21 protein-coding genes are annotated in these 20,470 nt (G+C 56.1%); 10 read left to right on the forward strand and 11 right to left on the reverse strand.

Going from position 1 to position 20,470, the window contains the following annotated elements; translation table 11 throughout:
• Positions 1–20: 20 nt before the first annotated feature.
• Both FHW04_RS04120 and FHW04_RS04125 read right to left on the reverse strand, forming a co-directional pair.
• Entirely contained in the window at positions 21–2,258 is a 2,238-nt protein-coding gene (locus FHW04_RS04120) for a xanthine dehydrogenase family protein molybdopterin-binding subunit (protein WP_089562243.1), read from the reverse strand.
• A complete protein-coding gene (locus tag FHW04_RS04125; RefSeq protein WP_031377666.1) occupies positions 2,255–2,713 on the reverse strand; it encodes a (2Fe-2S)-binding protein in 459 nt (152 codons plus the stop codon). The genes FHW04_RS04120 and FHW04_RS04125 overlap by 4 nt, the downstream gene beginning before the upstream one ends.
• Before the next feature lie 372 nt (positions 2,714–3,085).
• Between FHW04_RS04125 and FHW04_RS04130 the strand changes: the two genes are divergently transcribed.
• From FHW04_RS04130 to FHW04_RS04145, 4 genes are all read left to right on the forward strand, one after another.
• Positions 3,086–3,970, forward strand: a complete 885-nt coding sequence (locus FHW04_RS04130; RefSeq protein WP_069729610.1) for a LysR family transcriptional regulator — start codon at positions 3,086–3,088, stop codon at positions 3,968–3,970.
• A gap of 296 nt (positions 3,971–4,266) precedes the next feature.
• The gene (locus tag FHW04_RS04135; RefSeq protein ID WP_089562242.1) at positions 4,267–4,497 is read left to right on the forward strand and encodes a Tautomerase PptA; all 231 of its coding nucleotides are present in this window, start codon (positions 4,267–4,269) and stop codon (positions 4,495–4,497) included.
• A 24-nt stretch (positions 4,498–4,521) separates the two neighbouring features.
• Complete coding sequence (locus tag FHW04_RS04140) at positions 4,522–5,286, forward strand: SDR family oxidoreductase (protein ID WP_084227915.1); 765 nt, start codon at positions 4,522–4,524, stop codon at positions 5,284–5,286.
• 71 nt (positions 5,287–5,357) lie between these two features.
• Positions 5,358–5,762 carry a (R)-mandelonitrile lyase gene (locus tag FHW04_RS04145; protein WP_031377662.1) on the forward strand — a complete coding sequence of 135 codons (405 nt, stop codon included), beginning with the start codon at positions 5,358–5,360 and terminating at the stop codon, positions 5,760–5,762.
• Positions 5,763–6,089: 327 nt separating this feature from the next.
• Here FHW04_RS04145 and FHW04_RS04150 read toward each other — a convergent pair whose 3' ends face one another.
• The 4 genes from FHW04_RS04150 to FHW04_RS04165 all read right to left on the reverse strand — a co-directional run bounded on the left by FHW04_RS04150 (position 6,090) and on the right by FHW04_RS04165 (position 8,647).
• On the reverse strand, positions 6,090–6,329 hold the full coding sequence (locus tag FHW04_RS04150) for a hypothetical protein (protein ID WP_084227913.1): 240 nt from the start codon (positions 6,327–6,329) through the stop codon (positions 6,090–6,092).
• Between the two features lie 145 nt (positions 6,330–6,474).
• Positions 6,475–6,666: a general stress protein gene (locus tag FHW04_RS04155; RefSeq protein ID WP_072051044.1), complete on the reverse strand. Its 192-nt coding sequence runs from the start codon at positions 6,664–6,666 to the stop codon at positions 6,475–6,477.
• Between the two features lie 839 nt (positions 6,667–7,505).
• Entirely contained in the window at positions 7,506–8,054 is a 549-nt protein-coding gene (locus tag FHW04_RS04160; protein ID WP_089562241.1) for an NUDIX domain-containing protein, read from the reverse strand.
• A 17-nt stretch (positions 8,055–8,071) separates the two neighbouring features.
• Positions 8,072–8,647 carry a TetR/AcrR family transcriptional regulator gene (locus FHW04_RS04165; protein WP_031377661.1) on the reverse strand — a complete coding sequence of 192 codons (576 nt, stop codon included), beginning with the start codon at positions 8,645–8,647 and terminating at the stop codon, positions 8,072–8,074.
• A gap of 118 nt (positions 8,648–8,765) precedes the next feature.
• On the opposite strand from FHW04_RS04165, the gene FHW04_RS04170 reads away from it, so the two are divergent.
• Positions 8,766–10,208 (forward strand): amidase, encoded by a 1,443-nt coding sequence (locus tag FHW04_RS04170; RefSeq protein WP_089562240.1) that lies wholly within the window; start codon positions 8,766–8,768, stop codon positions 10,206–10,208.
• Positions 10,209–10,329: 121 nt separating this feature from the next.
• Here FHW04_RS04170 and FHW04_RS04175 read toward each other — a convergent pair whose 3' ends face one another.
• The 3 genes from FHW04_RS04175 to FHW04_RS04185 form a co-directional block, all read right to left on the reverse strand.
• On the reverse strand, positions 10,330–11,082 hold the full coding sequence (locus FHW04_RS04175) for an alpha/beta hydrolase (RefSeq protein WP_031377716.1): 753 nt from the start codon (positions 11,080–11,082) through the stop codon (positions 10,330–10,332).
• A gap of 166 nt (positions 11,083–11,248) precedes the next feature.
• Positions 11,249–12,664, reverse strand: a complete 1,416-nt coding sequence (locus tag FHW04_RS04180) for an NAD-dependent succinate-semialdehyde dehydrogenase (RefSeq protein WP_031377717.1) — start codon at positions 12,662–12,664, stop codon at positions 11,249–11,251.
• Between the two features lie 99 nt (positions 12,665–12,763).
• A complete protein-coding gene (locus FHW04_RS04185) occupies positions 12,764–13,573 on the reverse strand; it encodes a helix-turn-helix transcriptional regulator (RefSeq protein WP_089562239.1) in 810 nt (269 codons plus the stop codon).
• A gap of 223 nt (positions 13,574–13,796) precedes the next feature.
• Here FHW04_RS04185 and FHW04_RS04190 point away from each other — a divergent pair, with 223 nt between their 5' ends.
• The 4 genes from FHW04_RS04190 (at position 13,797) to arsC (ending at position 16,898) form a co-directional block, all read left to right on the forward strand.
• A complete protein-coding gene (locus tag FHW04_RS04190) occupies positions 13,797–14,420 on the forward strand; it encodes a pyridoxamine 5'-phosphate oxidase family protein (RefSeq protein WP_089562238.1) in 624 nt (207 codons plus the stop codon).
• Positions 14,421–14,689: 269 nt separating this feature from the next.
• Positions 14,690–15,043: a metalloregulator ArsR/SmtB family transcription factor gene (locus tag FHW04_RS04195; protein ID WP_089562237.1), complete on the forward strand. Its 354-nt coding sequence runs from the start codon at positions 14,690–14,692 to the stop codon at positions 15,041–15,043.
• A 94-nt stretch (positions 15,044–15,137) separates the two neighbouring features.
• A complete protein-coding gene (locus FHW04_RS04200; protein WP_089562236.1) occupies positions 15,138–16,421 on the forward strand; it encodes an arsenic transporter in 1,284 nt (427 codons plus the stop codon).
• Between the two features lie 48 nt (positions 16,422–16,469).
• Positions 16,470–16,898 (forward strand): arsenate reductase (glutaredoxin), encoded by a 429-nt coding sequence (arsC, locus tag FHW04_RS04205; protein WP_089562235.1) that lies wholly within the window; start codon positions 16,470–16,472, stop codon positions 16,896–16,898.
• A 203-nt stretch (positions 16,899–17,101) separates the two neighbouring features.
• Here arsC and FHW04_RS04210 read toward each other — a convergent pair whose 3' ends face one another.
• Positions 17,102–18,100 (reverse strand): 4-hydroxythreonine-4-phosphate dehydrogenase PdxA, encoded by a 999-nt coding sequence (locus FHW04_RS04210; RefSeq protein WP_046289535.1) that lies wholly within the window; start codon positions 18,098–18,100, stop codon positions 17,102–17,104.
• Between the two features lie 10 nt (positions 18,101–18,110).
• Complete coding sequence (locus FHW04_RS04215; protein WP_094106267.1) at positions 18,111–19,400, reverse strand: MFS transporter; 1,290 nt, start codon at positions 19,398–19,400, stop codon at positions 18,111–18,113.
• Between the two features lie 676 nt (positions 19,401–20,076).
• On the opposite strand from FHW04_RS04215, the gene FHW04_RS04220 reads away from it, so the two are divergent.
• Positions 20,077–20,427: a DUF3147 family protein gene (locus tag FHW04_RS04220; protein WP_089562234.1), complete on the forward strand. Its 351-nt coding sequence runs from the start codon at positions 20,077–20,079 to the stop codon at positions 20,425–20,427.
• Positions 20,428–20,470 lie beyond the last annotated feature (43 nt).

Consider the following 20,470-nt stretch of genomic DNA (forward strand, 5'->3'; position numbering starts at 1 on the left):
CATTCCCTTTACGATGTAGCTCAGCTGAAGGTAATCCGGGACAGCGGCATGCTACGCACCCGCTCACCGGTCAGACGTGAGACCGCATTGGCGACGGCAGGCGGAACCGCCGGCAGCGGCGGCTCACCGATTCCGCCCATTTTTGCCCCGCTCTCGACAATGCGGACCTGCACCTTCGCCATACGCGACGGAGGCAAAATCGGGTACATATCAAAGTTACGCGCCACCGGTTGCCCGTGCTGATAAACGCTCTCTTCGATCAGCACCTGAGAGAGCCCGAGCGCCACGGCCCCGTTGACCTGCGCCTCGACGATCGCCGGATTCACGATGCTACCCGGATCGATTGCTTGCCAAATCTGGTGCACTCTGACTTCACCGTTTTCGATAGAGACCTCGGCGATTGCGGCGGCCTCGGTTCCGAACGGTGACGCCATCGCCACGCCTCGCGCCCGACGGCTGCCGTCCGCGGCGGTATACGGGCCGGGTTGCCAGCCGCCGGAAAGATCGGCCACCGTCTGCAACAGCGTGGTCAGACGCGGATTGCCCTGCAGCAGATGCAGCCTGAGCGCCATCGGATCGAGCCTGCCCCGCTCGGCAATTTCATCGAGGAAGCATTCATAGAAAAAGTCATTCATCGAATTGCCGACCGATCGCCAGTAACCCAGCCGCACCGGGCCTTTATGATAAATCTGCGCTATACGAACGTGCGGAATGGCGTAGGCTTTGCCCGATAACCCTTCCACCGCGGTAGGATCCAGCGTGTCGCCGTGCTGACCGGCCAGCCCCTCGGTCGGCCCTTCACAGATGCTGACCGCCTCCAGCGCCAGCGGGTAGCCGTCGGCATCCAGTCCGGCACGAAACCGCACGGCGGCCATCGGGCGATGGGTATCGCGCAGGAACTCCTCTTCACGACTCCAGATCAGTTTGACTGGCCGCCCAACCGCCCTGGCCAGCTGGACGGCTTGTGGCCAGACCATCGCGGACTCATAGAGGAAGTGACGGCCAAAAAATCCGCCCAGCAGCGGGGAATGGATAATGATCTTATCCGGGCTGAGGCCGGTACGCTTAGCCACGTCGGCCTGGAACATTTCCGGTGCCTGATTGGGGATCCACAACTCCAGCGAGCCGTCGGAATTAAAACGTGCCAGCGCGGACGGCGGCTCAAGCTGGGCGTGGTTAAGATACTGGCTCTGGTAGTGGACGCTAAAGGTGCTCTTCGCCTCAGCCAGTCCGTGCTGAAGGTCGCCACGAACCTCAGCGTTTTCCCCGTCGCCAGGCTGCTGCGCCAGCACGGCGGCGAACGCATCAGAGGAGAAGTCAGCGGGCATATAGCTGCCGTCTGGCTTCTCTGGCTCCAGCCACTCAACCTGCAGCGTTTCAACCGCACGTTTCGCCTGCCACCAGCGTTCGGCCACCACCGCGACGGCGCCAGGCAGTTGATGAACCGAATGCACGCCTTTCATCGCGCTGACCTGTGCGGCATTGCGCAGCGTACCCACCGTCAGACCGAGTCGCGGCGCGTGCTGTACGGCCGCGTGCAGCATGTTATCCACCCGGCAGTCGATGGTGTAAATCGCCTTGCCGGTCGATTTTTCATGCATATCCAGTCGCTGAACCGGCTTACCAATCCAGCGAAAGTGAGCGGGATCTTTCAGGCTGACCGAATAGACTGAGGGTACCGGCAGCTCACGCGCCCGCGCAGCCAGTTCGCCATAGCGTAATGAGCGCCCTGATTCGCCATGGATCACCCGTCCCGGCTCAGTGTGCAGGCTGGTAACCGGCACCGCCAGTTCAGCGGCAGCGGCCTCGATCAGCATCTGTCGTGCCAGCGCGCCGAGCCGTCGCATGGTGGTATAGCTGGTCCGCACCGACTGGCTTCCGCCGGTGATGCGCATCCCGTTATCCATTACCTGATATTGCGAACCAGGCGGCGCGTTCTCCACCATGAAGGATGCCGGATCGGCGTCCAGTTCTTCACCGACAATCTGCGCCATGGCGGTGAAAATCCCCTGCCCGCCTTCAATAAAGGGCGACAGAAATTTCACTGAGCTGTCCGCGCGTATTTCCAGAAAGGCTGGCACCCGGGTACCGGCTGGCATTGCGGCCGCGGTGGACTGTGCGCGGCTCTGTCCGACCGGCAACCCGACGCCCAGCACCAGCGCGCCCGCCAGACCGCTGCCCGAAATCAGAAAACGACGCCGGGAGAGATTGACCGGCTGTTCGCCAAACGTCCTGGTATCAGGCGTGCGGCGGCTCATGCTTTCTCTCCTTCACCGGCCAGTCGATGGACGGCAGCATTGATCGCGTTATAAGTGCCGCAGCGGCACAGGTTGATCATCGCTGCAGCAATCTGCTCATCCGTTGGCTGGCGGGTCTGTTTTAACAGTGCCGTTGCCGCCATCACCTGCCCCGACTGGCAGTAGCCGCACTGGGGGACCTGAAGATTGACCCAGGCGTCCACCACCCGCCGGCCCACTTCATCGTCTTCAATGGCTTCAATGGTGGTGATCTGTTTACCGGCGACCTTCTCTACCGGCGTCACGCAGGATCGGACGATCTGGCCATCAACCAATACCGAACAGGCGCCGCATTGCGCCAGGCCGCAGCCATATTTGGTGCCGGTCATCCCCAAATCGTCACGAATCACCCACAACAGCGGCGTATCCGCCTCGGCATCGGTTTGATAGGTTTGATTATTAATGTGCAGTTCCATAGGTTTTCCGCTCCAGAGGGGGTGACATTGCCCGGAAGTCAATTAATCGCTTAGGCGCATTTTGCTCAACGCGCAACAAAAGACGGCAGCAGAGAAAGTGGATGAATAACATGATTAAACGGGCAGATTATCCTGACAAAAATTAAGCGCATGATTAATAGCGCTGGTCTGAATGCCCTGATGAATTCAATTCACAAATAGCGCGGCCTGGTGGCGCTTATTCCCGCGCTCTGCCGACATAGGTATGGATAGCCCGCTGTTAATTCGCCATCGCTACCGTCGGGTTAATCATAAAGGCGATGGTGGTGGCTGATTAGATCGGATAATCTGCATCTGCTTGTGAATATAACTCACAAATAAAGGACTGAACCGATGAATGATATACAGGCATTTATTGCTGTTGCGCGCGAAAAGAGTTTTACCAAAGCGGCGGCGGGTCTGGGCGTCAGCCCGTCGGCTTTAAGCCACACCATCCGTAATCTGGAAGAGCGGGTCGGGGTTCGCCTGCTGGCACGCACCACGCGTAACGTCGCGCCTACCGAGGCCGGAGAACGCTTACTGAAATCTGTCGCCCCGCTATTTGAGCAGATCAATCATGAAATTGAGCGCATCGGTGAATTACGTAATACGCCAGCCGGCAATATTCGTATTACCTGTTCAGACGATGCCGCCGAAGGGTTATTACGTCCGATGCTGCCGGCGTTTCTGGAGAAATATCCCGATATCAGCGTAGAAATCTCGATTGATTATGGCTTCACTAATATCGTGTCAGAACGGTTTGATGCCGGTATCAGGCTGGGCGAATCGATCAGTAAAGATATGATCGCAGTTCGCATGGGGCCAGACTGGCGCCTTTCGGTCGTGGGGACGCCCGGCTATTTTAACACTCATCCATTACCGGTTATTCCACAGGATCTGGCCCAGCATCGTTGCATTAATATTCGCCATTCTCCTGCTGGCAGTGTTTATGCCTGGGAGTTTGAAAAAGCGGGACGCAAACTGAATATCCGGGTAAACGGACCGTTGCTTTCTAATAGCATCATACACGTGCTGAATGGCGCGCTGGATGGCATTGGTCTGGCCTATGTGCCGGAAGCGATGGCCAAACCGCACATCGAAAACGGCACGCTGATTGAAGTGCTGGCTGACTGGAGCCCGACCTTTGAAGGTTTTCATCTCTACTATCCCAACCGCCGCCATACCTCCTCTGCCTTCGTGGCCTTTGTCGATGCGGTCAGATACCGCGGCAAAGCCTGAGGTTGTTTCCGCAGAGTTGTTTCCGCAGATTAGTCGCCGCCCTGGCCGCCGGTTGTCATTCTCAATAGCGCTATCCAGCGCCGGCCGGACGGACTGCCTCAGCTGACCGGGGTGATTACGCCACCCCGCCACGCCGATAATACACCTGCCGCCCATGCCTTTGCCGTTATTCATGAATGGCACTCATAAGCTTATTTCCGACAGCGCGCTTCACAGCGCAGCGTTCTCAGCCCAGACTCTTTTACCGGAACAGGCGTCACTGTTCCCCTGTTTAACAAAACCATTAAGGATCAGCGATGCCGCATTTAAGCCTGACGTTTAATTCGCAGGAAATGACGGACACAGAAATTGACGCCATGGCTGAAGATCTGTGTGCGGTACTGATACGTCATTTGAATATCGATGAGGCCGCGATCTCCCTGGCGCTCACCCGCGTCAGTGCGGCTAACTGGAAAGCAGAAGTTTACGATCCGATTATTTTGCCCAGCCTGGCGAGGCTCTATAAAAAACCAGGCTACTCACTCTGATTCTGATCACTATCCGGGACTAAGATGATTAATTATGACTATCGCGGAAAAGTTGCGCTGGTAACCGGCGCAGCCTCCGGAATGGGTTTTGCCACCGCCCGCGCTTTCTGTGAAGCGGGTGCGGCAGTGGTGATGGCTGATTTTAATCCGCAGGCCTTATCACAGGCGGCAGAGTCGCTACGCGATAAAGGTTATACCCTGCTTGAAGTAGTGTGCGACGTGACCGATGAGGCACAGGTTAAAAATGTGGTCGACCAGGCGGTGACGGCTTTTGGCCGACTCGATGCGGCTTATAACAATGCCGGAATTCAAAGCCCGGTGGCTGAAACAGCCGATGCCAGTGGAGAGGAGTTCGATCGGGTTAATGCGGTGAATCTGCGTGGTATCTGGAACTGTATGAAATATGAACTTCAGCAGATGCGCATTCAGGAATCGGGTGCCATCGTTAACTGTTCCTCTCTCGGCGGACTGGTCGGTATTGCCGGCCGCGGTGTGTATCACGCTTCCAAACATGGTGTGCTGGGTCTGACCAAAAGTGCGGCACTGGAATACGCCGCGCGCGGCATTACGATTAACGCGGTCTGTCCGGGCATCATCAGCACGCCAATGGTCGGGACGATGCTGGAAAAAGAGCCCGAAGCGATGGATGAATTGCTGAAGCTACAACCGATTGGTCGTCTCGGCCTGCCGGAGGAAGTGGCAGCAGCCGTGCTGTGGCTGTGCAGTCCGGGTGCCAGCTTTGTGGTCGGCCATGCACTGGCCGTTGACGGTGGCTATACCGTGCAGTAAATCCGCTGCCCCCTGATGCAGCAGCCGGTACAACAAACATTACTCACCCTGAATCAGTAAGGAACAATAAAATGACTGATATTTTCAAATGTGGCTCTCAGCCTTCAATGGTCGGTCCGGAAGAGTGGTTTACCGGTACCGTGCGTATCGATCCGCTGTTTCCGGCCAACGAATTTGCCCGCGCCAGTGGCGGTGCCGTAACCTTTGAGCCCGGTGCACGGACGGCCTGGCACACCCATCCGCGCGGTCAGACACTGATCGTCACGGCAGGTTCCGGCTATGTTCAGACCTGGGGCGAAACCGCACGGGAAATTAAGCCCGGTGATGTGGTCTGGATCCCCCCGTTTGAAAAACACTGGCATGGCGCGAGTGCAACCACGGCCATGACGCATATCGCTATCCAGGAAAATGAAGAAGGAAAAGTCGTCGAGTGGCTGGAACATGTCACTGACGAACAATACGGCAAAATCCGTTAACGCCCTCTCACCCTGCGGGCAGGCATTCGGATCATCCGGATGCCTGCGTAGCCGTTATCTGACCCGCTTTCAGACTTCACGCTGAACAGTAAGCTGAACATCACCTGAGAATCGCCAGCCTTCATCATCCGAAACGGTAAATAATCGCCGGACGGTCGATCTGGCAGCAGGTGGAATAAAAAAAGCCCGTAAATACGGGCTGAACGCTAACAATTGCGTAAAAATCACATCACGATTTCTTCCACCAAAAGAAGCGTGGATCTTTCCTGACTCCCTTTTCAGGAAATAAGATCATTATCTGAAAACAGTTCTCCTGGGCCGCTAACGTTACTGCCGGCCAAAAAGCAGGCGAAGTGTCCGGTAATAGGTGCGTTCTTCCTCCATTGACTGACAGAGCTCAAGCTGTCTGACTAATTTACAACACAGGGTCTTCCGGTTAATGGCTTCACCCGAGCGCATCAACTCACAAACAAGCACCCCCACCACCAGCGCGTGCGCGGCATCCTCGTCGTTAAGGTTCATTCTATTCAGAAAGTGTTCCAGCAGTTCGCTATTATTATCTCGCATACCGGCCCCAGCACGATAAAATAATTGCCACTGCTCTCTTGCCAGGTATAAGGAAAGCCTGACCCAGAATTTCCGGGCATGGTTTATCTTAATCTCGTTAAATTAACGCTTAAACTTACAGCATCAGGATTTTCGATCTGAGACTTTATCCGGCGGCTTTTTCCGCAGGCGGCCTGCGGCTCACTTTACCCCCTAGTCGACCCGCCTCAACCGCACGCTCCGGATTATTCTTGAAGTTTCCGCTACTTATCTGTCCGCCTTTGCGTCCCGCCTCGCGCGCCCGCTCCGGATTTTCGGCAAAATTACCCGATCCACCACGCCGTTTTTGTTGTTGCATAATTTCACCTCAACTGAATGTACACAAATAAACAAATACCCCACCAGAACAATTTAAATATTAAAACTGAAGTGATTATTTTCAAGAAAAATACTTAATCAAATAAAGTCATTTTGCCGTTTGGCTTTTTGACTAAAACTGTCATAGCAAAATTAAATTTAATTACATTTCAATTATTTAATTTATAAAACTGTACAGTAATTTCACAAAAGGTATAAACTTCTGAAATGTGAAATATGTGATCAGAATCACATTTTAACCAAATTGAATAATCAGGAATAATTTTATTTAACTTTCGTTTAACAACGAATTCTGGCGAATAAAAAGCCATCGCCTGAATATTATTCAGAAATTAAGCGAAGCGATATAAAAAAATAAATGTGGCCGCATGTAAGATGATTAATTATAAGCCAACCGTTAGAGGATTCGCTGGTAAGCCCAGCATTAAATATGAATAAAAAACCGCTAGCCTGACTATTCAATAGGATAGCAAGGCGTCATGCACTTTAATATGGTACTACGCTTAATGACCTGAAGGGTAACTCACTGGGGCCTGCCGGTCGGGAAACTACGCCAGCCCGTGAAGCCGGCATTCGGTTAAGGAGGTGCTGACACCTTACAGTTGCTGCTTTCTTCGCTCAGCAGAGATGTCAGACTACCGGGCTGCCGCTGCGTGGTATTAACCCACCGCAACAACCGTTAATGCGCCATTAATCACCAGAGGCTACCGGGAATATTTTGTCGCTGACAACCCCTAATCTGACTCAGGTGAAGAGGCCTTAGCATTGTCTTCAGCAGGCGGCGAAAGGGTCTGTTCTGCCCGCCTGCCTGCGGTCTGGCTAATCGCTGAGCAGGTTTTTTGCCGAGGTCAACAGAAAGGCGGTCACCGAGGTAGCGTCAGAAATCTCTCCCTCGAGTATCATTTGCCTGAATGCGGCTATTTTGATGCTTTTTACCTGCAGATCCTGCTCTTCCTGTTCGAGCTGTTGCCCCTCAAACTTGAGTTCTGTCGCCAGAAAAATATGGTAACCCTGAGAAGAGTACCCCTGTGCCAGTTTCTGGTAGCCGACATAGTCCAGCTTTCCCGCCACCAGACCGGTCTCTTCACGCAATTCGCCAGCAGCAATTGACGCCGGGGCGGCATCTGGCGCGTGCTCCCAGCTTCCCTGGGGCAACTCCAGCGTGCGCTTCCCCAGCGGATAACGGTACTGTTCGACCAGATAGATTTCATCATCCTGCACCGCAACGATGACGACAAAATCGTCTTTCTCAATCACCGAATAGATGCCCTGGCTGCCGTCAGCCCGCAGAATTTGATCTTCTCTGAGCGTCATCCAGCGGTTTCGATAAATTTCTGTCGATTTGACTGTGGTTATTGCTGCACGCATCACTGTCTCCTTGATTATCAGAATGCTTTTACCATCGCGTTTAACTTCTCAAGCACAAACTCAGCCGCGCCGTCGAATCCTGCATTCTGAGCCACCACCTGCAGTCCCTCAAGCATCAGGGTGATCTCTTTGGCCGCTGTTTCCGGTTGACTGGCACCGGCTTCGCGACAAAGCGCCACCAGCCGGTGAAATTGCCGCTGCTTATGGGCAAATATCAGCGCCCTGACCTCAGCATAATGCCCGGTTGTTTCCGCCAGGGTGTTAGTAAACGGACAGCCACGCTTCAGCGTCCCGCTGAGGTTGGCGGCGATAAACTCGCCAAATCCCCTAATCCGGGCGGCCGGATTGTCAGGAAACTGCTCAGCAAGCCGATCAAAGATCTGACTGTAATCTTCAATCAATCGCCCTATCCACGTCAGAACCAGCACTTCTTTAGAGGCAAAGTGGCGATAGAGCGTCATCTTGGTCGATTCTGCCTCTTCTGCTATCGCATCTACCGTCACACGGTTAATGCCTTCCTGATAGAAAAGCTTTTCAGCAGCCTGAAGAATGCGTTCTCGCGGCGGCAATCGCGGTTGGATCTCTCTCGTCACTATTCACTCCTTGCAACGATACTAATTAGTATACTACGATACCGATCGGTATCACTCGATACTAAACAGTATACACGCACAGTCGCTGTTCGTCTTGTCAGCCACTAACCGGACCCTTATGAAACTTTCAGAATACACCGCCTGCGATGCTACCGGCCTCGCTGAGCTGATTAACCAGGGCGACGTCACGCCCGCAGAAGTCAAAGCCGCCGCGATTAACGTCATCAATAAGGTTAACGCTGAGGTCAATGCCGTGATTGAAATCTGGCAGCAGGAAGAGAGCCAGCCGCACGGTCTGTTTCAGGGAGTGCCGATGCTGGTCAAGGATCTGGGTATTTCCGTTAAAGGTCGCCGTAACGAACTGGGCAGCCGTCTGGCGGCCGGTCACGTTTCGTCTCACGATTCCAACCTCGCGCACCGCATGCGCCAGGCCGGTCTGCTGTTACTGGGACGTACCACCACCCCTGAACTTGCCACCAGCACCACCACCGAATCGCGTTTTCAGGGTAAAACCGCGACGCCCTGGAATCCGGCCTACAGTGCGGGCGGCTCAAGCGGCGGCTCGGCGGCGGCAGTGGCGGCCGGTATGGTGCCGGCAGCGCATGCAACCGACGGCGGAGGATCGATTCGGGTTCCGGCTTCAGCAAACGGATTGTTTGGCTTAAAACCGAGCCGTGGCCGCATCAGCATGGGACCGGATGTTGATGAAGTCTGGTCCGGGCTTGCAGTGCATGGCTTTCTCAGCCGCACGGTGAGAGATAACGCGGCGTTACTGGATGCGCTTCAGGGCAACCAGGCCGGCGATCCCTTCACCATTCCCGCCTCCGCGCAAAGCCTGCGCGCCTGCGTCACTCAGGATCCCGGCCGGCTAAAAATCGGTGTCATGATGCATCCGCTGAATGGCGCCCGCACTGCGCCGGAAGTCGCTGGCGCACTGGAAAAGACCGTCGCACAGCTTGTTTCGCTGGGCCATCAGGTTGAAGAGGTTTCGCTGGAAATCGGCAGCTGGGGGGCGTTTGTTGAAATGAACAGCCGCTTCTGGGCGGCAAATACCGCCGCCTGGATAGATACACTGGCGGCCGCGATGAACAGACCGGTCAACCACGAAACGCTGGAGCCAGCCAATCTGGCGCTGTGGCAACTGGGCCATAGCCTGACGGCAACGGATTTCATCGAGGCGATGCAGATGCGTAACAGCGTCACGCAGAAGATGGCGCAGTTTTATCAGCAGTACGACCTGCTGCTGACGCCGGTACTGCCAACGTTACCGACGCGACTGGGTGAGTACAATCAGCATCAGCATCAGCTGGATGGGCGCGGCTGGATGCATCACGTGTTTGATCACTCGCCGTTTACCGCGCTGGCTAACGTGTGTGGCACGCCGGCCATGTCGGTCCCGCTGGGATTCAGTCCGGCAAATCAGCTGCCTGTTGGCATGCAATTTATAGCCGGTTTTAATCAGGAGGCGGTGTTACTGAAACTGGCAGGTCAGCTGGAGCGCGCGTTTCCCTGGCATCACCGAAAACCCGCTATCTGGGCCGGGAACGACTGCGCGGGATAAGCCGTTAGCTCTCTGCTGGCAACAGCGGCGGTGTCAGGCAACAGCGGGTAAGGTCAGAGAACGACGCGGATAACTGCACAGCAGAAGCAGCCTGATCGCTGCTTCTGCTGGTAATGGCAGGTTAGTTTAATGATTTTGCTGCGCCTTCGATGATGGCGGCGATTTTTTGCGGCTGTGACGCGTAAATCGCGTGGTTTCCTTTCAGTTCGGTCACCTTGCTGTTAGCCCGCTTAGCCATGAAGCGCTCCAGTTCAGGATTGATCGCCCGATCGGTGCTGGCGACCACCGCCCAGCTTGGTTTGGTTTTCCATGCCGGTTTGCCTGCAGGTGCATTAAACGCCGCGACGGCTGGCATAACCTGGGAACGCGCCAGCAGATCGGTTTCTTTTACCGGTAAATCCGCGGCAAAGTCAGCGTGGAACGATTCAGGTTTCAGATAGAGAAAGTGATCGTCGGTTTCCGCGATAGAGTGCGCAGCAGGCGGATATTTTTTCGCCAGGCTCAGTAACGAGTCACCTTCATCCGGTTCCATCGCCGCGATATACACCAGCCCCGCCACCGAAGGATCGTTACCCGCCTCGCTGATAATCATCCCGCCGTAGCTGTGGCCCACCAGCAGGGTTTTTCCGCTCTGCATTTTCAGCACGCGCTGGGTCGCAGCGACGTCATCCGCCAGTGAGGTTTGCGGTTCCTGCACAATCGAAACCTTGTATCCCGCTTTGCCCAGTATTTTAGCGATCGGATTCCAGCCAGAACCATCAACGAAAGCCCCGTGGACCAGCACAATATTTTTTACCGGCTCCGCCAGTGAGGACGCTGCATACACCGACATAACCAGACCTAACGCGATTGAAACCATTGATTTTTTAAACATGTGATTCACCTTATCAGTTTTGAATGCGATTCTGCGGCGTAACGCGTCCTGCCGGAGCGGGTCATCGCCAGCGTATTGTTTAAGCTGAATAATCTGTACCGCGCGTCGGATCGGACGGCATTAACGGCTAGCAGACCGTTAGCTGCCGTAACCGACGCGTCCCGGATCACACCGGCTGTTTAGCCCAGACTGCCTGCGCATTGGTAAATTCCCGCAGGCCGAAATGGGAGAGTTCGCGACCGTAGCCACTCTTTTTCACCCCACCGACCGGAATGCGGGCATTGGTGGCGGAGAAACCATTGATGAATACGCCGCCGGTTTCCATCCGGCGCGCCAGCCGCTGTCCACGCGTCACGTCACCGGTCCAGAGATTGCCGCCCAGCCCGTAATCACTCTGGTTCGCCAGTTCAATGGCGTGCTCAGCATTTTCCGCCACGCTGATGGCGGCGACCGGACCAAAGGTCTCTTCATCAAAGGCCGCCATACCCGGCACCACATTCCCCAGCACCGTCGGAGCATAAAAATTGCCGCTTCCCGCCAGCTTTGTTCCGCCCAGCAGCAGCGTGGCACCGGCTGACAGGGTGCGTTCAACCTGATGATGCAGTTCATCGCGCAGATCTTTTCTGGCCATCGGCCCGATATCGGTCTGCGGGTCGAGCGGATCGCCCACTTTCAACGCGCTGACCGCTTTAACAAACTTTTGGGTAAATTCGCTGGCAATCGGGGCTTCCAGAATGAACCGCTTAGCGGCCAGACAGACCTGCCCGGCGTTCTGGAAACGGGCCTCAACGGCTGCCTTCACCGCCAGGTCGATATTGGCATCGGCCAGCACAATAAAGGCATCCGAACCGCCCAGCTCAAGCAGACTTTTTTTCAGTGCCTTACCGGCGATGGCCGCCACCGCTGAACCGGCGCGCAGGCTGCCGGTTAAGGTGACCGCCGCCACACGATCGTCTTCGATGACCCGCGCAACGGTGTCATTGTCAGCAATCAGATTAGTGAACAACCCCACCGGGAAACCGGCGGCTTCATAAGCGTCCTGCAGGGCATAAGCAGAGCCGATAACGTTCGGGGCGTGCTTCAGGATGAAGCCATTGCCGGAGAGCATAATCGGACCTGAAGCGCGAATAACCTGCCATAACGGGAAGTTCCACGGCATCACCGCCAGTACGGTGCCAATCGGCAACCAGGAGACATACACCCGATCGTCGTTATCAACAGCCACCGGTTCGTCGGCCAGCACCGCCGGACCATTTTCCGCCAGCCATTCAAGGGTGACGGCGCACTTCTCTACTTCTGCCCGGGCAGCCTTCAGGGTTTTGCCCATTTCTGCGCTGATCAAGGCCGACAGGTTGTCAGAACGCTGACGTAGCACCACTGCGAGGCGACGGTAAGCCGCCACCCGCTCACGCAGCGGAGTGGCCCGCCAGATGCGAAATGCTGCTGCATTCTGCTCCAGCAACTGCTCTATCTGTTGCGCCGTCTGGCCGGCATAGGTCGCGATCAGCTCATCGGTTGCGGGATTACGTGATACCGCCAGCGGAGCGGAAACTGAATCGGGTCGGGCTGATTGAGATGACATATTGACTGCCTCCTGAAAGATGAAATGCAGCGCGGTTGTGCTGCGTTAAATCCATCTTAGGCATCTCATTTCAGCCCAGGAAGGCGTGTTGTTATCCTATTACTGGCAGTCACTGGCTACGTGTCGGGGGATATAGGTGACCAGAGACAGGTCGGGTCTGCCCTCAGGAGTTAACGCCACGTAGGTGAATTCGATGTGTCCGGAAACCGGGTGCATCAGGCGCTTACTTCCTTCGCTCATGCCCTGCACGTCGGTGTCCTGCCACCATTCGTGGAACTCCGGTGCGTTGTCTGACAGCTCTTTGATCAGCGCATCAAACGGGGCTTTGTTCTGAGCATGCGCCCGGGAGGCGCGAAAAACCGAGATCATGCCGCGCGCCATCTGTTCCCAGTCGAGGATCAGGGTGCGATAGGGCTGATAGAGAAAAAGCAGCCGCAGCGTATTGCGTTCGTGCGGCTTGAGCGAGCCGTAGTCGATGAACAGGTCGGCAATGGCGTCATTCCAGGCGAGGATATCCAGCCGGGCATTGCGCACGTAAGCCGGAATAGGATCGATGGCCCTGACCAGCATATCGAGACCTTCCGTCACCCCCGAATCGGCCTGACGCGGCACCGGTTGTTCCCTGGGAGAGAGCGCAAAAAGGTGAGATGATTCGACCCGGTTGAGTTTAAGCACGCTGGCGATTCGCTGCAGCGCGTCGGCAGAGGGCTTAATTTCGCGGCCCTGCTCCAGCCAGGTATACCAGCTGACGCTGACGCCAGCCAGAATCGCCACCTCTTCGCGGCGTAGGCCGGGCGTCCGGCGCGCGCCTTTCGGCAGCCCATATTCCTGCGGATTTAACCTCGCCCGCCGGCTAATCAAAAAAGCCCCTAATTCACGCCGTTGCTCTGGTGTGGTTTTTTTTACCATCTGGCATCCCCTTTAACATTTTTATTGTGGTTCTGCGAACAACTGACACGTCCCGCTGTTTTTATATCAATACGGTGTTTTTATTAAAGCCTTCGCTCACGCTTACTTACACTCTTTCGCCCCCCGCCGGGTGACGGCAGTGCGCCGGCGTGAGATATGGCAACAAGGCGACGTTAGCCATAATCTGTAGCGGACATCCCCGATTAAAACGGAAGTGGATAAGATGACTGAAGAGAAAACCTCGATTACTGAGCTGGCAGAACTGGAGCGGATTTACGGCGCGGTGGCTACACCTTCACTGGCCAAGGTGACTGACCATATTCATCCGGCTTATCGTCCCTTTATCGAAGCCTCCTCGTTTGTGGCGCTGGCGACCTCCGGTCCGGACGGACTGGACGTATCACCGCGCGGCGATCCGGCGGGCTTCATTGAAATCCAGGATGACCGCACGCTGCTGTTGCCCGACCGGCGAGGCAATAACCGCATCGATAGCCTGCGCAATATTCTGCACGACAACCGGGTGGCGCTGCTGTTTCTCATCCCGGGGATTGGCGAGACCTTGCGGGTCAACGGCAAGGCGACAATCAGCACCGATGCTGCGCTGTTGGCCCACTTCGCCGTCAATCATCAATTCCCTAAAACCGTCTTGCGCATTGCGGTAGAGAGCGTCTTTTTCCAGTGCAGTCGCGCCATTATCCGCGCCAGATTATGGGACCCGGCGGTCCAGATTGAGCGTCAGCAACTGCCCAGCACCGGCAGTATCCTGAACCAGATCGCCGGTAACGCGATTGATGGCGAGGCGTATGATAAAGCCCTGCCGGAGCGGTTGAAAAACACGCTGTACTGAGTGTTTCAGCATGCTGACACAGTCAACCGCTGGCCAGCGATGGCCGACGCGCCACGCCTTGCTGCCCGGTTAATGTTGTGGAGAGTGCGGTAACCGGCGTTGTCACGCCAGCAGCACTGTCGATATGCTGTTTCAGCACGGCGCTGCTGATTACCTCCGCCGCTGCATGCTGCCAGCCATCAAAAAAACAAATTCGAAAAAGTGAATATGTTATTGACCCGGCGTGGCGAAAGCCTGACACTGCATCGCTACGGTCACAGGATGCTATCATGTCGCAAATCACCCCGCTTCAACTGTTCAAAAACCTTTCTGACGAAACCCGACTTTATCTGGTGTTATTACTGCGTGAAAAAGGCGAGCTGTGCGTCTGTGAGCTGGCGTCGACGCTGCAACAGCCCCAGCCGAAAATATCCCGTCACCTGGCTTTATTACGGCAACACGGGCTGCTTATCGACCGGCGCGACGGCAAATGGATCCACTATCGTTTGTCTCCCCATATGCCTGCCTGGGCCGCCATGATTATCGAGCAGGCTTATCTCAGCCAGCAGGATGAGATCCGACTGATTCACCAGCAGGCCGAGCGCGACAATGCCACCACCAACGGCAAGCCGGTCTGCATCTAAAAATTTTGTCCTTACATATTCGAAATAGCGGATATGTTTCGATTCAGTATCTACAGCCCGGCTGGCCGGGTGACGTTATTCAACAGGAGAAGCTATGTTTCTGGCGAGCGCGATTTTCGTCCTCACCCTGGTGCTGGTTATCTGGCAACCTAAAGGATTAAGCATTGGCTGGAGTGCCACGCTCGGTGCCGGCCTGGCGTTGCTGAGTGGTGTGGTGCAGATAGCCGATATCCCTGTGGTCTGGCACATCGTCTGGAACGCCACCGCCACCTTCATCGCGGTGATCATCATCAGTTTGCTGCTGGATGAGTCCGGCTTTTTTGAATGGGCCGCGCTGCACGTTTCACGCTGGGGCGGCGGCAGAGGCCGTCGGCTGTTCGCAGCGATTGTGCTGCTGGGGGCGGCAGTCGCTGCGCTGTTTGCCAATGACGGGGCGGCATTGATCCTGACTCCGATTGTGATTGCCATGCTGCTGGCGCTGGGTTTCAGCCCCGCCGCAACGCTGGCCTTTGTGATGGCGGCAGGCTTTATTGCCGATACCGCCAGCCTGCCGCTGATCGTCTCAAACCTGGTGAATATCGTCACGGCGGACTACTTCCGGCTCGGATTCAGTGACTATGCTGCGGTGATGGTGCCGGTTAACCTCGCCTCGGTTGCTGCCACCCTGGTTATGCTGCTGCTGTTTTTCCGTCGGGATATCCCGCACAGCTATGACCTGAGCAAGCTGAAGTCACCCGGCGAGGCGATTCGGGATCGCCGCACCTTTAACGCTGGCTGGCTGGTTTTGATTCTGCTGCTGGTCGGTTTCTTCGGCCTGGAACCGCTGGGAGTGCCGGTCAGCCTGGTGGCGGCGGTGGCGGCAGCTATCCTGCTGGCCGTGGCCCGTCGTGGTCGGGTGATTGATACCGGCAAGGTGCTGAAAGGCGCGCCCTGGCAGATCGTTATCTTCTCGCTTGGCATGTATCTGGTGGTGTATGGCCTGCAAAATGCCGGCCTGACCGACTACCTTTCTGCCGTGCTGAACCGCTTCGCTGAACATGGCCTCTGGGGTACCACGCTGGGAACCGGTTTGCTCACCGCCCTGCTCTCTTCAGTGATGAACAATATGCCGACGGTGCTGGTGGGCGCGCTCTCCATCGACGGCAGCAGCGCGCAGGGCGTAGTCAGAGAGGCGATGGTCTACGCCAATATTATCGGCTGCGATCTGGGGCCGAAGATCACCCCGATCGGTAGCCTGGCGACTCTGCTGTGGCTGCACGTTCTGGCGCAGAGAAACATCACCATCAGCTGGGGATATTACTGCCGCGTGGGGATAGTTATGACGCTGCCGGTGCTGCTGGTTACGCTGACGGCGCTGGCGCTGCGACTCTCTTTCTGACCTGACAAGCGGAACGTGCCAGTGCCGTTCCGTAACGGAGAATGCTTTATGCGAGACATCACTATTTATCACAACCCGGAATGCGGCACTTCGCGTAATACCCTGGCCCTGATCCGCAACAGTGGGGTCGAGCCGGCAATCGTGCTCTATCTGGAGACGCCGCCAACCCGCGAAACACTTAAAAAACTGATCGCAGAGATGGGCATCAGCGTGCGCGCCCTGCTGCGGCAGAATACCGAGCCCTACCAGCAGCTGGGGCTGGCGGATCAGCAGCTGAGTGATGATACGTTGCTGGACGCGATGCTGGCTTATCCGCTGCTGATTAACCGCCCAATCGTGGTGACGCCGCTCGGCACCCGGCTCTGCCGTCCTTCTGAGCAGGTGCTGGATATTCTGCCGGATCGGCAGCAAGGTGCGTTCAGCAAAGAGGACGGAGAAGCCGTCATTGATCAGCAGGGTAACCGCATCGGTGATTAACCACATTCTGCGAAGTTAACGATGTTCAGGCAACGGCGCGGCAGAGAATAACCGGGAATCTGCCGCACCACCGTCATCGCGTTAGCTGTTGCAGAGGTTTACCGGCGCGGCGCGTTCAGGCGAAGGGGGGCTGGTGGGGTGCGCGACGATCCGCCCCGTTAAACCGGCTGATCCCGGCAGTCAGCCGGGATCACTGTGCCATCTTAACCAGCGCTGCCCGCCATTTTTACCAGCAGGCGGAAGGCATTCTCAAACGCCGAGGGCGTGGCAAGATTTTGCCCATACAGGTTGTAGGCGGTGCCGTGGTTGGCGGTGGCAATCGGGACCGGCAACCCACCCTGAACCGTTACGCCGCGCTCAAAGCCCAGCATTTTTAGCGCCGTGGCGAACTGGTCGTGGTACATCGATACCACCGCATCCAGCTTACCGGTCTCCACCGCTTTATAGGTGGTATCCGCCGGGTAAGGCCCGTAAACGTCAATCCCCAGTGCTCTGGCCTGCGACATCGCCGGCTGGATAATCGTCTGCTCCTCATCGCCAAACAGGCCATTCTCGCCGCCGTGCGGGTTAAGCGCCTGCACGGCAATTTTGGGCGCGGCGATGCCAGCCTGACGCAGCGTACGATCCATCAGTGAAATCGTCTCCACCACACCGTTAACGCTGAGATTTTTCACGATATCGCGGAACGGAATGTGCGACGTCGCGCGTCCCGCCCAGAGATCATCTACCACGTTAACCTCACAGCAGAAGTCGTCAAACTTCAGCAGCTCAGCAAACCAGTGCAGCTCATCGCGATGCTTCAGTCCGCCCATGTGCATCGCCTGCTTATTCAGCGGCGCGAAGCAGATCCCCTGGGTAATACCCTGCTGGGTTAATTCGACGGCACGGGCCAGCGTCTCCAGGATATAGACGCCGCTTTGTTCGCTGGCGCTGCCATAGTGGAACGGCGTACGTCGGGACCAGTCGTGATTGAGCAGCAGCGGCCGGTCGGCGGTGAACGCAATTGCTGTGGTATCGGTGATTTCGTCATAGTCGAAACGCTGACCGGCAATGGCCATGCCTTTTTCCAGCTCATGGCGGTCCGCGATGATAATCACGTTAGCCAGCGCGCGCAGCGCCGGCTGTGACAGCACTTTCGCCACCAGCTCCGGACCAATACCTGCTGGATCGCCCAGCACCAGTGCAACAGAAGGTTTTTTCATCAGGGGTTCCTCAGTGATACGCATTTTTAACCGGCTCAACCGCGCCGCGAGAAGGAGCATCTTCAGACAAGGGAATATCTGGACGCATAAAGAAGGTCAGTACGATGCCCACCATCAGCAGAACCACCGAGCCGTAAAACGGCAGGCTCCAGTTACCGGTTTTGTCGATGATGATGCCAAACAGAATGGGCGAGATGATGCCTGCCACCGCCGAACCGGCGTTCACCAGCCCACTGGCGACACCGACATATTTAGGGGTGATCTCCATCGGTACCGCCCAGATCGGACCAATCGTCAGTTCGAGGCAGAAAAAGGCCAGACCGAGGCAGACCGTAATCACGGTCATATCGGTGGAACCGATCACCGGTATCAGCAGTAACCCGGCGGAAAGAAAGCTGAAGATAATCACGTTACGACGCGCAGCGACCACGTTGCCGGTGCGTTTCAGGATCCGGTCGCTAACCACCCCGCCGACCGTGTTGCCGACCACGCCGGAGAGAAAGACTGCCGAGGTAAACAGCGCTGACGATTTGAGATCCATGCCACGACCGTTCATAAAGAAAGTGGGCAGCCAGGTAAAAAACAGCCAGCCGGTCCAGCCGTAGCAGAAATAGACGCCCATGGTCGGGCCAATGCGTTTCAGCAGTGCCTTCCACGGCGTTGGCGCTTTAACCGTCAGGCTGGCATCCGGTTTTGGCAGGATTTTGCGCTCCTCCTCACTCATGTCGGCAATCAGATGTGGGTTGTCGCGGAAGCCGGCAATCCAGAATGCCAGCCACACCGCAGTGATGACCCCTAAGGCAATAAAGGAGAAACGCCAGGAGTGCAGCATCACCAGCAGCGCCACCAGTGACGGTGTCACCGCATTACCGAAGCGGGAGAAGGAGTGGGTGATGCCCTGGACGAAACCACGTTTTTCACTGGAGAACCAGAACGTCATGGCCCGTGCCTGGGAAGGCAGCGCGGCGCCTTCACCAATGCCTAACAACATCCGTGACAGAAACAGAGAGGCGAAGCCACCAGCAAAGCCGGTACAAACGGTAGCCACCACCCAGATGCTGCCGCAGATAATGATGGTTTTGCGGGCGCCGTAGCGATCGACAAACCAGCCGCCAACAATCTGGAAAACTAAATAGGTGTAAGCAAAAGCGGAAAAAATAAGTCCAAGATCGGTGTTGTTAAGGCCTAAATCCTGCTTAATCAGCCCGGCAGCTGTCGACAGGTTGACGCGATCGACATACATCAGAAATGACAGGGCGCAGAAAAGCGCCAGTATTTTCGTACTGTATCGGTTTTTCATAGAGGAACCTTGTGTGTTCAGGTCAGAGGTTGAATGTCGCTATCAGGCGGCGCAACGTAACGGGCAATCTATCCCGTAGGGGGAAGCGGTCTGCTACAACCATCGAAGCGCAGTGTGTGAGCTGGCATAGTCGTCCCTTTTTCTATTAGCGTTAACAGCAGAGGTTACTGCTTACGTTCATATGAACGGATGTTGTTCATTTGTTATATTTTATCGCCTATTTTTTGCCTGCTCATTGTGAGTACAATCACAATTATCCGGCTTTATAAAATTCATCGCTGGGGTTGTGAAGTCTGTCGCAGCAAAGCCGCCCAGGGATGAACATATGAACAATCAAAGGGTAAGCCACTAACAAAAGCTCAGCGGCTTTTTTAGTTTCTATGTTCGCGATGTGTGCAGATGCACGTCGTATTTTTGGCGGCTGGCGGCTGGCAACCGGCGGCTGCCGCAGGCAAACTGATGCGGCCCGGTAAAAGGTGTTCCGGGCCGTAAGCGGTTTGTTTTATTCGCGGAAAGGATATATTTGATTAATGGCACTGCCTGCCTGACCAGCCTGCGCTGACCACCACCGCAGCACAGGTCCGGGATAGCCGCCGCGTGTTTCGCCTGCTGATACGCACCGGGTGAGCGGGTTTGCCGCATCCGGCTGGCAGCTCACTGATTAACGAGGAAAACTATGCTCTGGCTGGTGTCAAAATATGCGATAACCGCATTTATGGTGGTGCTGATTTCCGAAACGGCCAAACGCAGCGATCGGCTCGGCGGGCTGCTGGCCGCCCTGCCGTTGGTCACCGTGCTGGTGCTGGTGTGGATGAAGCTGGAAGGCCAGACGGCGGAGAAAATTTCTGCCCACGCCTGGTACACTTTCTGGTATGTGGTGCCAACCCTGCCGATGTTTATCCTGTTTCCGTTTCTCCATCAGCGTTATGGCTTCTGGCTGACGCTGACCCTCTGCTGTGGCCTGACGCTGCTGCTGTTTGCGCTCTGGGCGATGCTGTTAAAACGTTGCGGCATTGCGCTCTGGTAACGCTCCGCCAGGTAGCGGCTGAAAGGCGATTGCGGGCTGCCGT

The organism is Pantoea sp. AN62 (assembly GCF_050432985.1).
Lineage (GTDB): Bacteria > Pseudomonadota > Gammaproteobacteria > Enterobacterales > Enterobacteriaceae > Pantoea > Pantoea brenneri.

Excerpts from the sequence above, each read along its gene's own strand:
- FHW04_RS04215 (WP_094106267.1), bottom strand. The coding sequence starts at position 19,400 with ATGAAAAACCGATACAGTACGAAAATACTGGCGCTTTTCTGCGCCCTG.
- FHW04_RS04155 (WP_072051044.1), bottom strand. The coding sequence starts at position 6,666 with ATGCAACAACAAAAACGGCGTGGTGGATCGGGTAATTTTGCCGAAAAT.
- FHW04_RS04180 (WP_031377717.1), bottom strand. The coding sequence starts at position 12,664 with ATGTCATCTCAATCAGCCCGACCCGATTCAGTTTCCGCTCCGCTGGCG.
- FHW04_RS04135 (WP_089562242.1), top strand. The coding sequence starts at position 4,267 with ATGCCGCATTTAAGCCTGACGTTTAATTCGCAGGAAATGACGGACACA.
- FHW04_RS04185 (WP_089562239.1), bottom strand. The coding sequence starts at position 13,573 with ATGGTAAAAAAAACCACACCAGAGCAACGGCGTGAATTAGGGGCTTTT.
- arsC (WP_089562235.1), top strand. The coding sequence starts at position 16,470 with ATGCGAGACATCACTATTTATCACAACCCGGAATGCGGCACTTCGCGT.
- FHW04_RS04190 (WP_089562238.1), top strand. The coding sequence starts at position 13,797 with ATGACTGAAGAGAAAACCTCGATTACTGAGCTGGCAGAACTGGAGCGG.
- FHW04_RS04195 (WP_089562237.1), top strand. The coding sequence starts at position 14,690 with ATGTCGCAAATCACCCCGCTTCAACTGTTCAAAAACCTTTCTGACGAA.
- FHW04_RS04220 (WP_089562234.1), top strand. The coding sequence starts at position 20,077 with ATGCTCTGGCTGGTGTCAAAATATGCGATAACCGCATTTATGGTGGTG.
- FHW04_RS04150 (WP_084227913.1), bottom strand. The coding sequence starts at position 6,329 with ATGCGAGATAATAATAGCGAACTGCTGGAACACTTTCTGAATAGAATG.
- FHW04_RS04210 (WP_046289535.1), bottom strand. The coding sequence starts at position 18,100 with ATGAAAAAACCTTCTGTTGCACTGGTGCTGGGCGATCCAGCAGGTATT.
- FHW04_RS04145 (WP_031377662.1), top strand. The coding sequence starts at position 5,358 with ATGACTGATATTTTCAAATGTGGCTCTCAGCCTTCAATGGTCGGTCCG.
- FHW04_RS04200 (WP_089562236.1), top strand. The coding sequence starts at position 15,138 with ATGTTTCTGGCGAGCGCGATTTTCGTCCTCACCCTGGTGCTGGTTATC.
- FHW04_RS04140 (WP_084227915.1), top strand. The coding sequence starts at position 4,522 with ATGATTAATTATGACTATCGCGGAAAAGTTGCGCTGGTAACCGGCGCA.
- FHW04_RS04160 (WP_089562241.1), bottom strand. The coding sequence starts at position 8,054 with ATGCGTGCAGCAATAACCACAGTCAAATCGACAGAAATTTATCGAAAC.
- FHW04_RS04130 (WP_069729610.1), top strand. The coding sequence starts at position 3,086 with ATGAATGATATACAGGCATTTATTGCTGTTGCGCGCGAAAAGAGTTTT.
- FHW04_RS04170 (WP_089562240.1), top strand. The coding sequence starts at position 8,766 with ATGAAACTTTCAGAATACACCGCCTGCGATGCTACCGGCCTCGCTGAG.
- FHW04_RS04125 (WP_031377666.1), bottom strand. The coding sequence starts at position 2,713 with ATGGAACTGCACATTAATAATCAAACCTATCAAACCGATGCCGAGGCG.
- FHW04_RS04175 (WP_031377716.1), bottom strand. The coding sequence starts at position 11,082 with ATGTTTAAAAAATCAATGGTTTCAATCGCGTTAGGTCTGGTTATGTCG.
- FHW04_RS04120 (WP_089562243.1), bottom strand. The coding sequence starts at position 2,258 with ATGAGCCGCCGCACGCCTGATACCAGGACGTTTGGCGAACAGCCGGTC.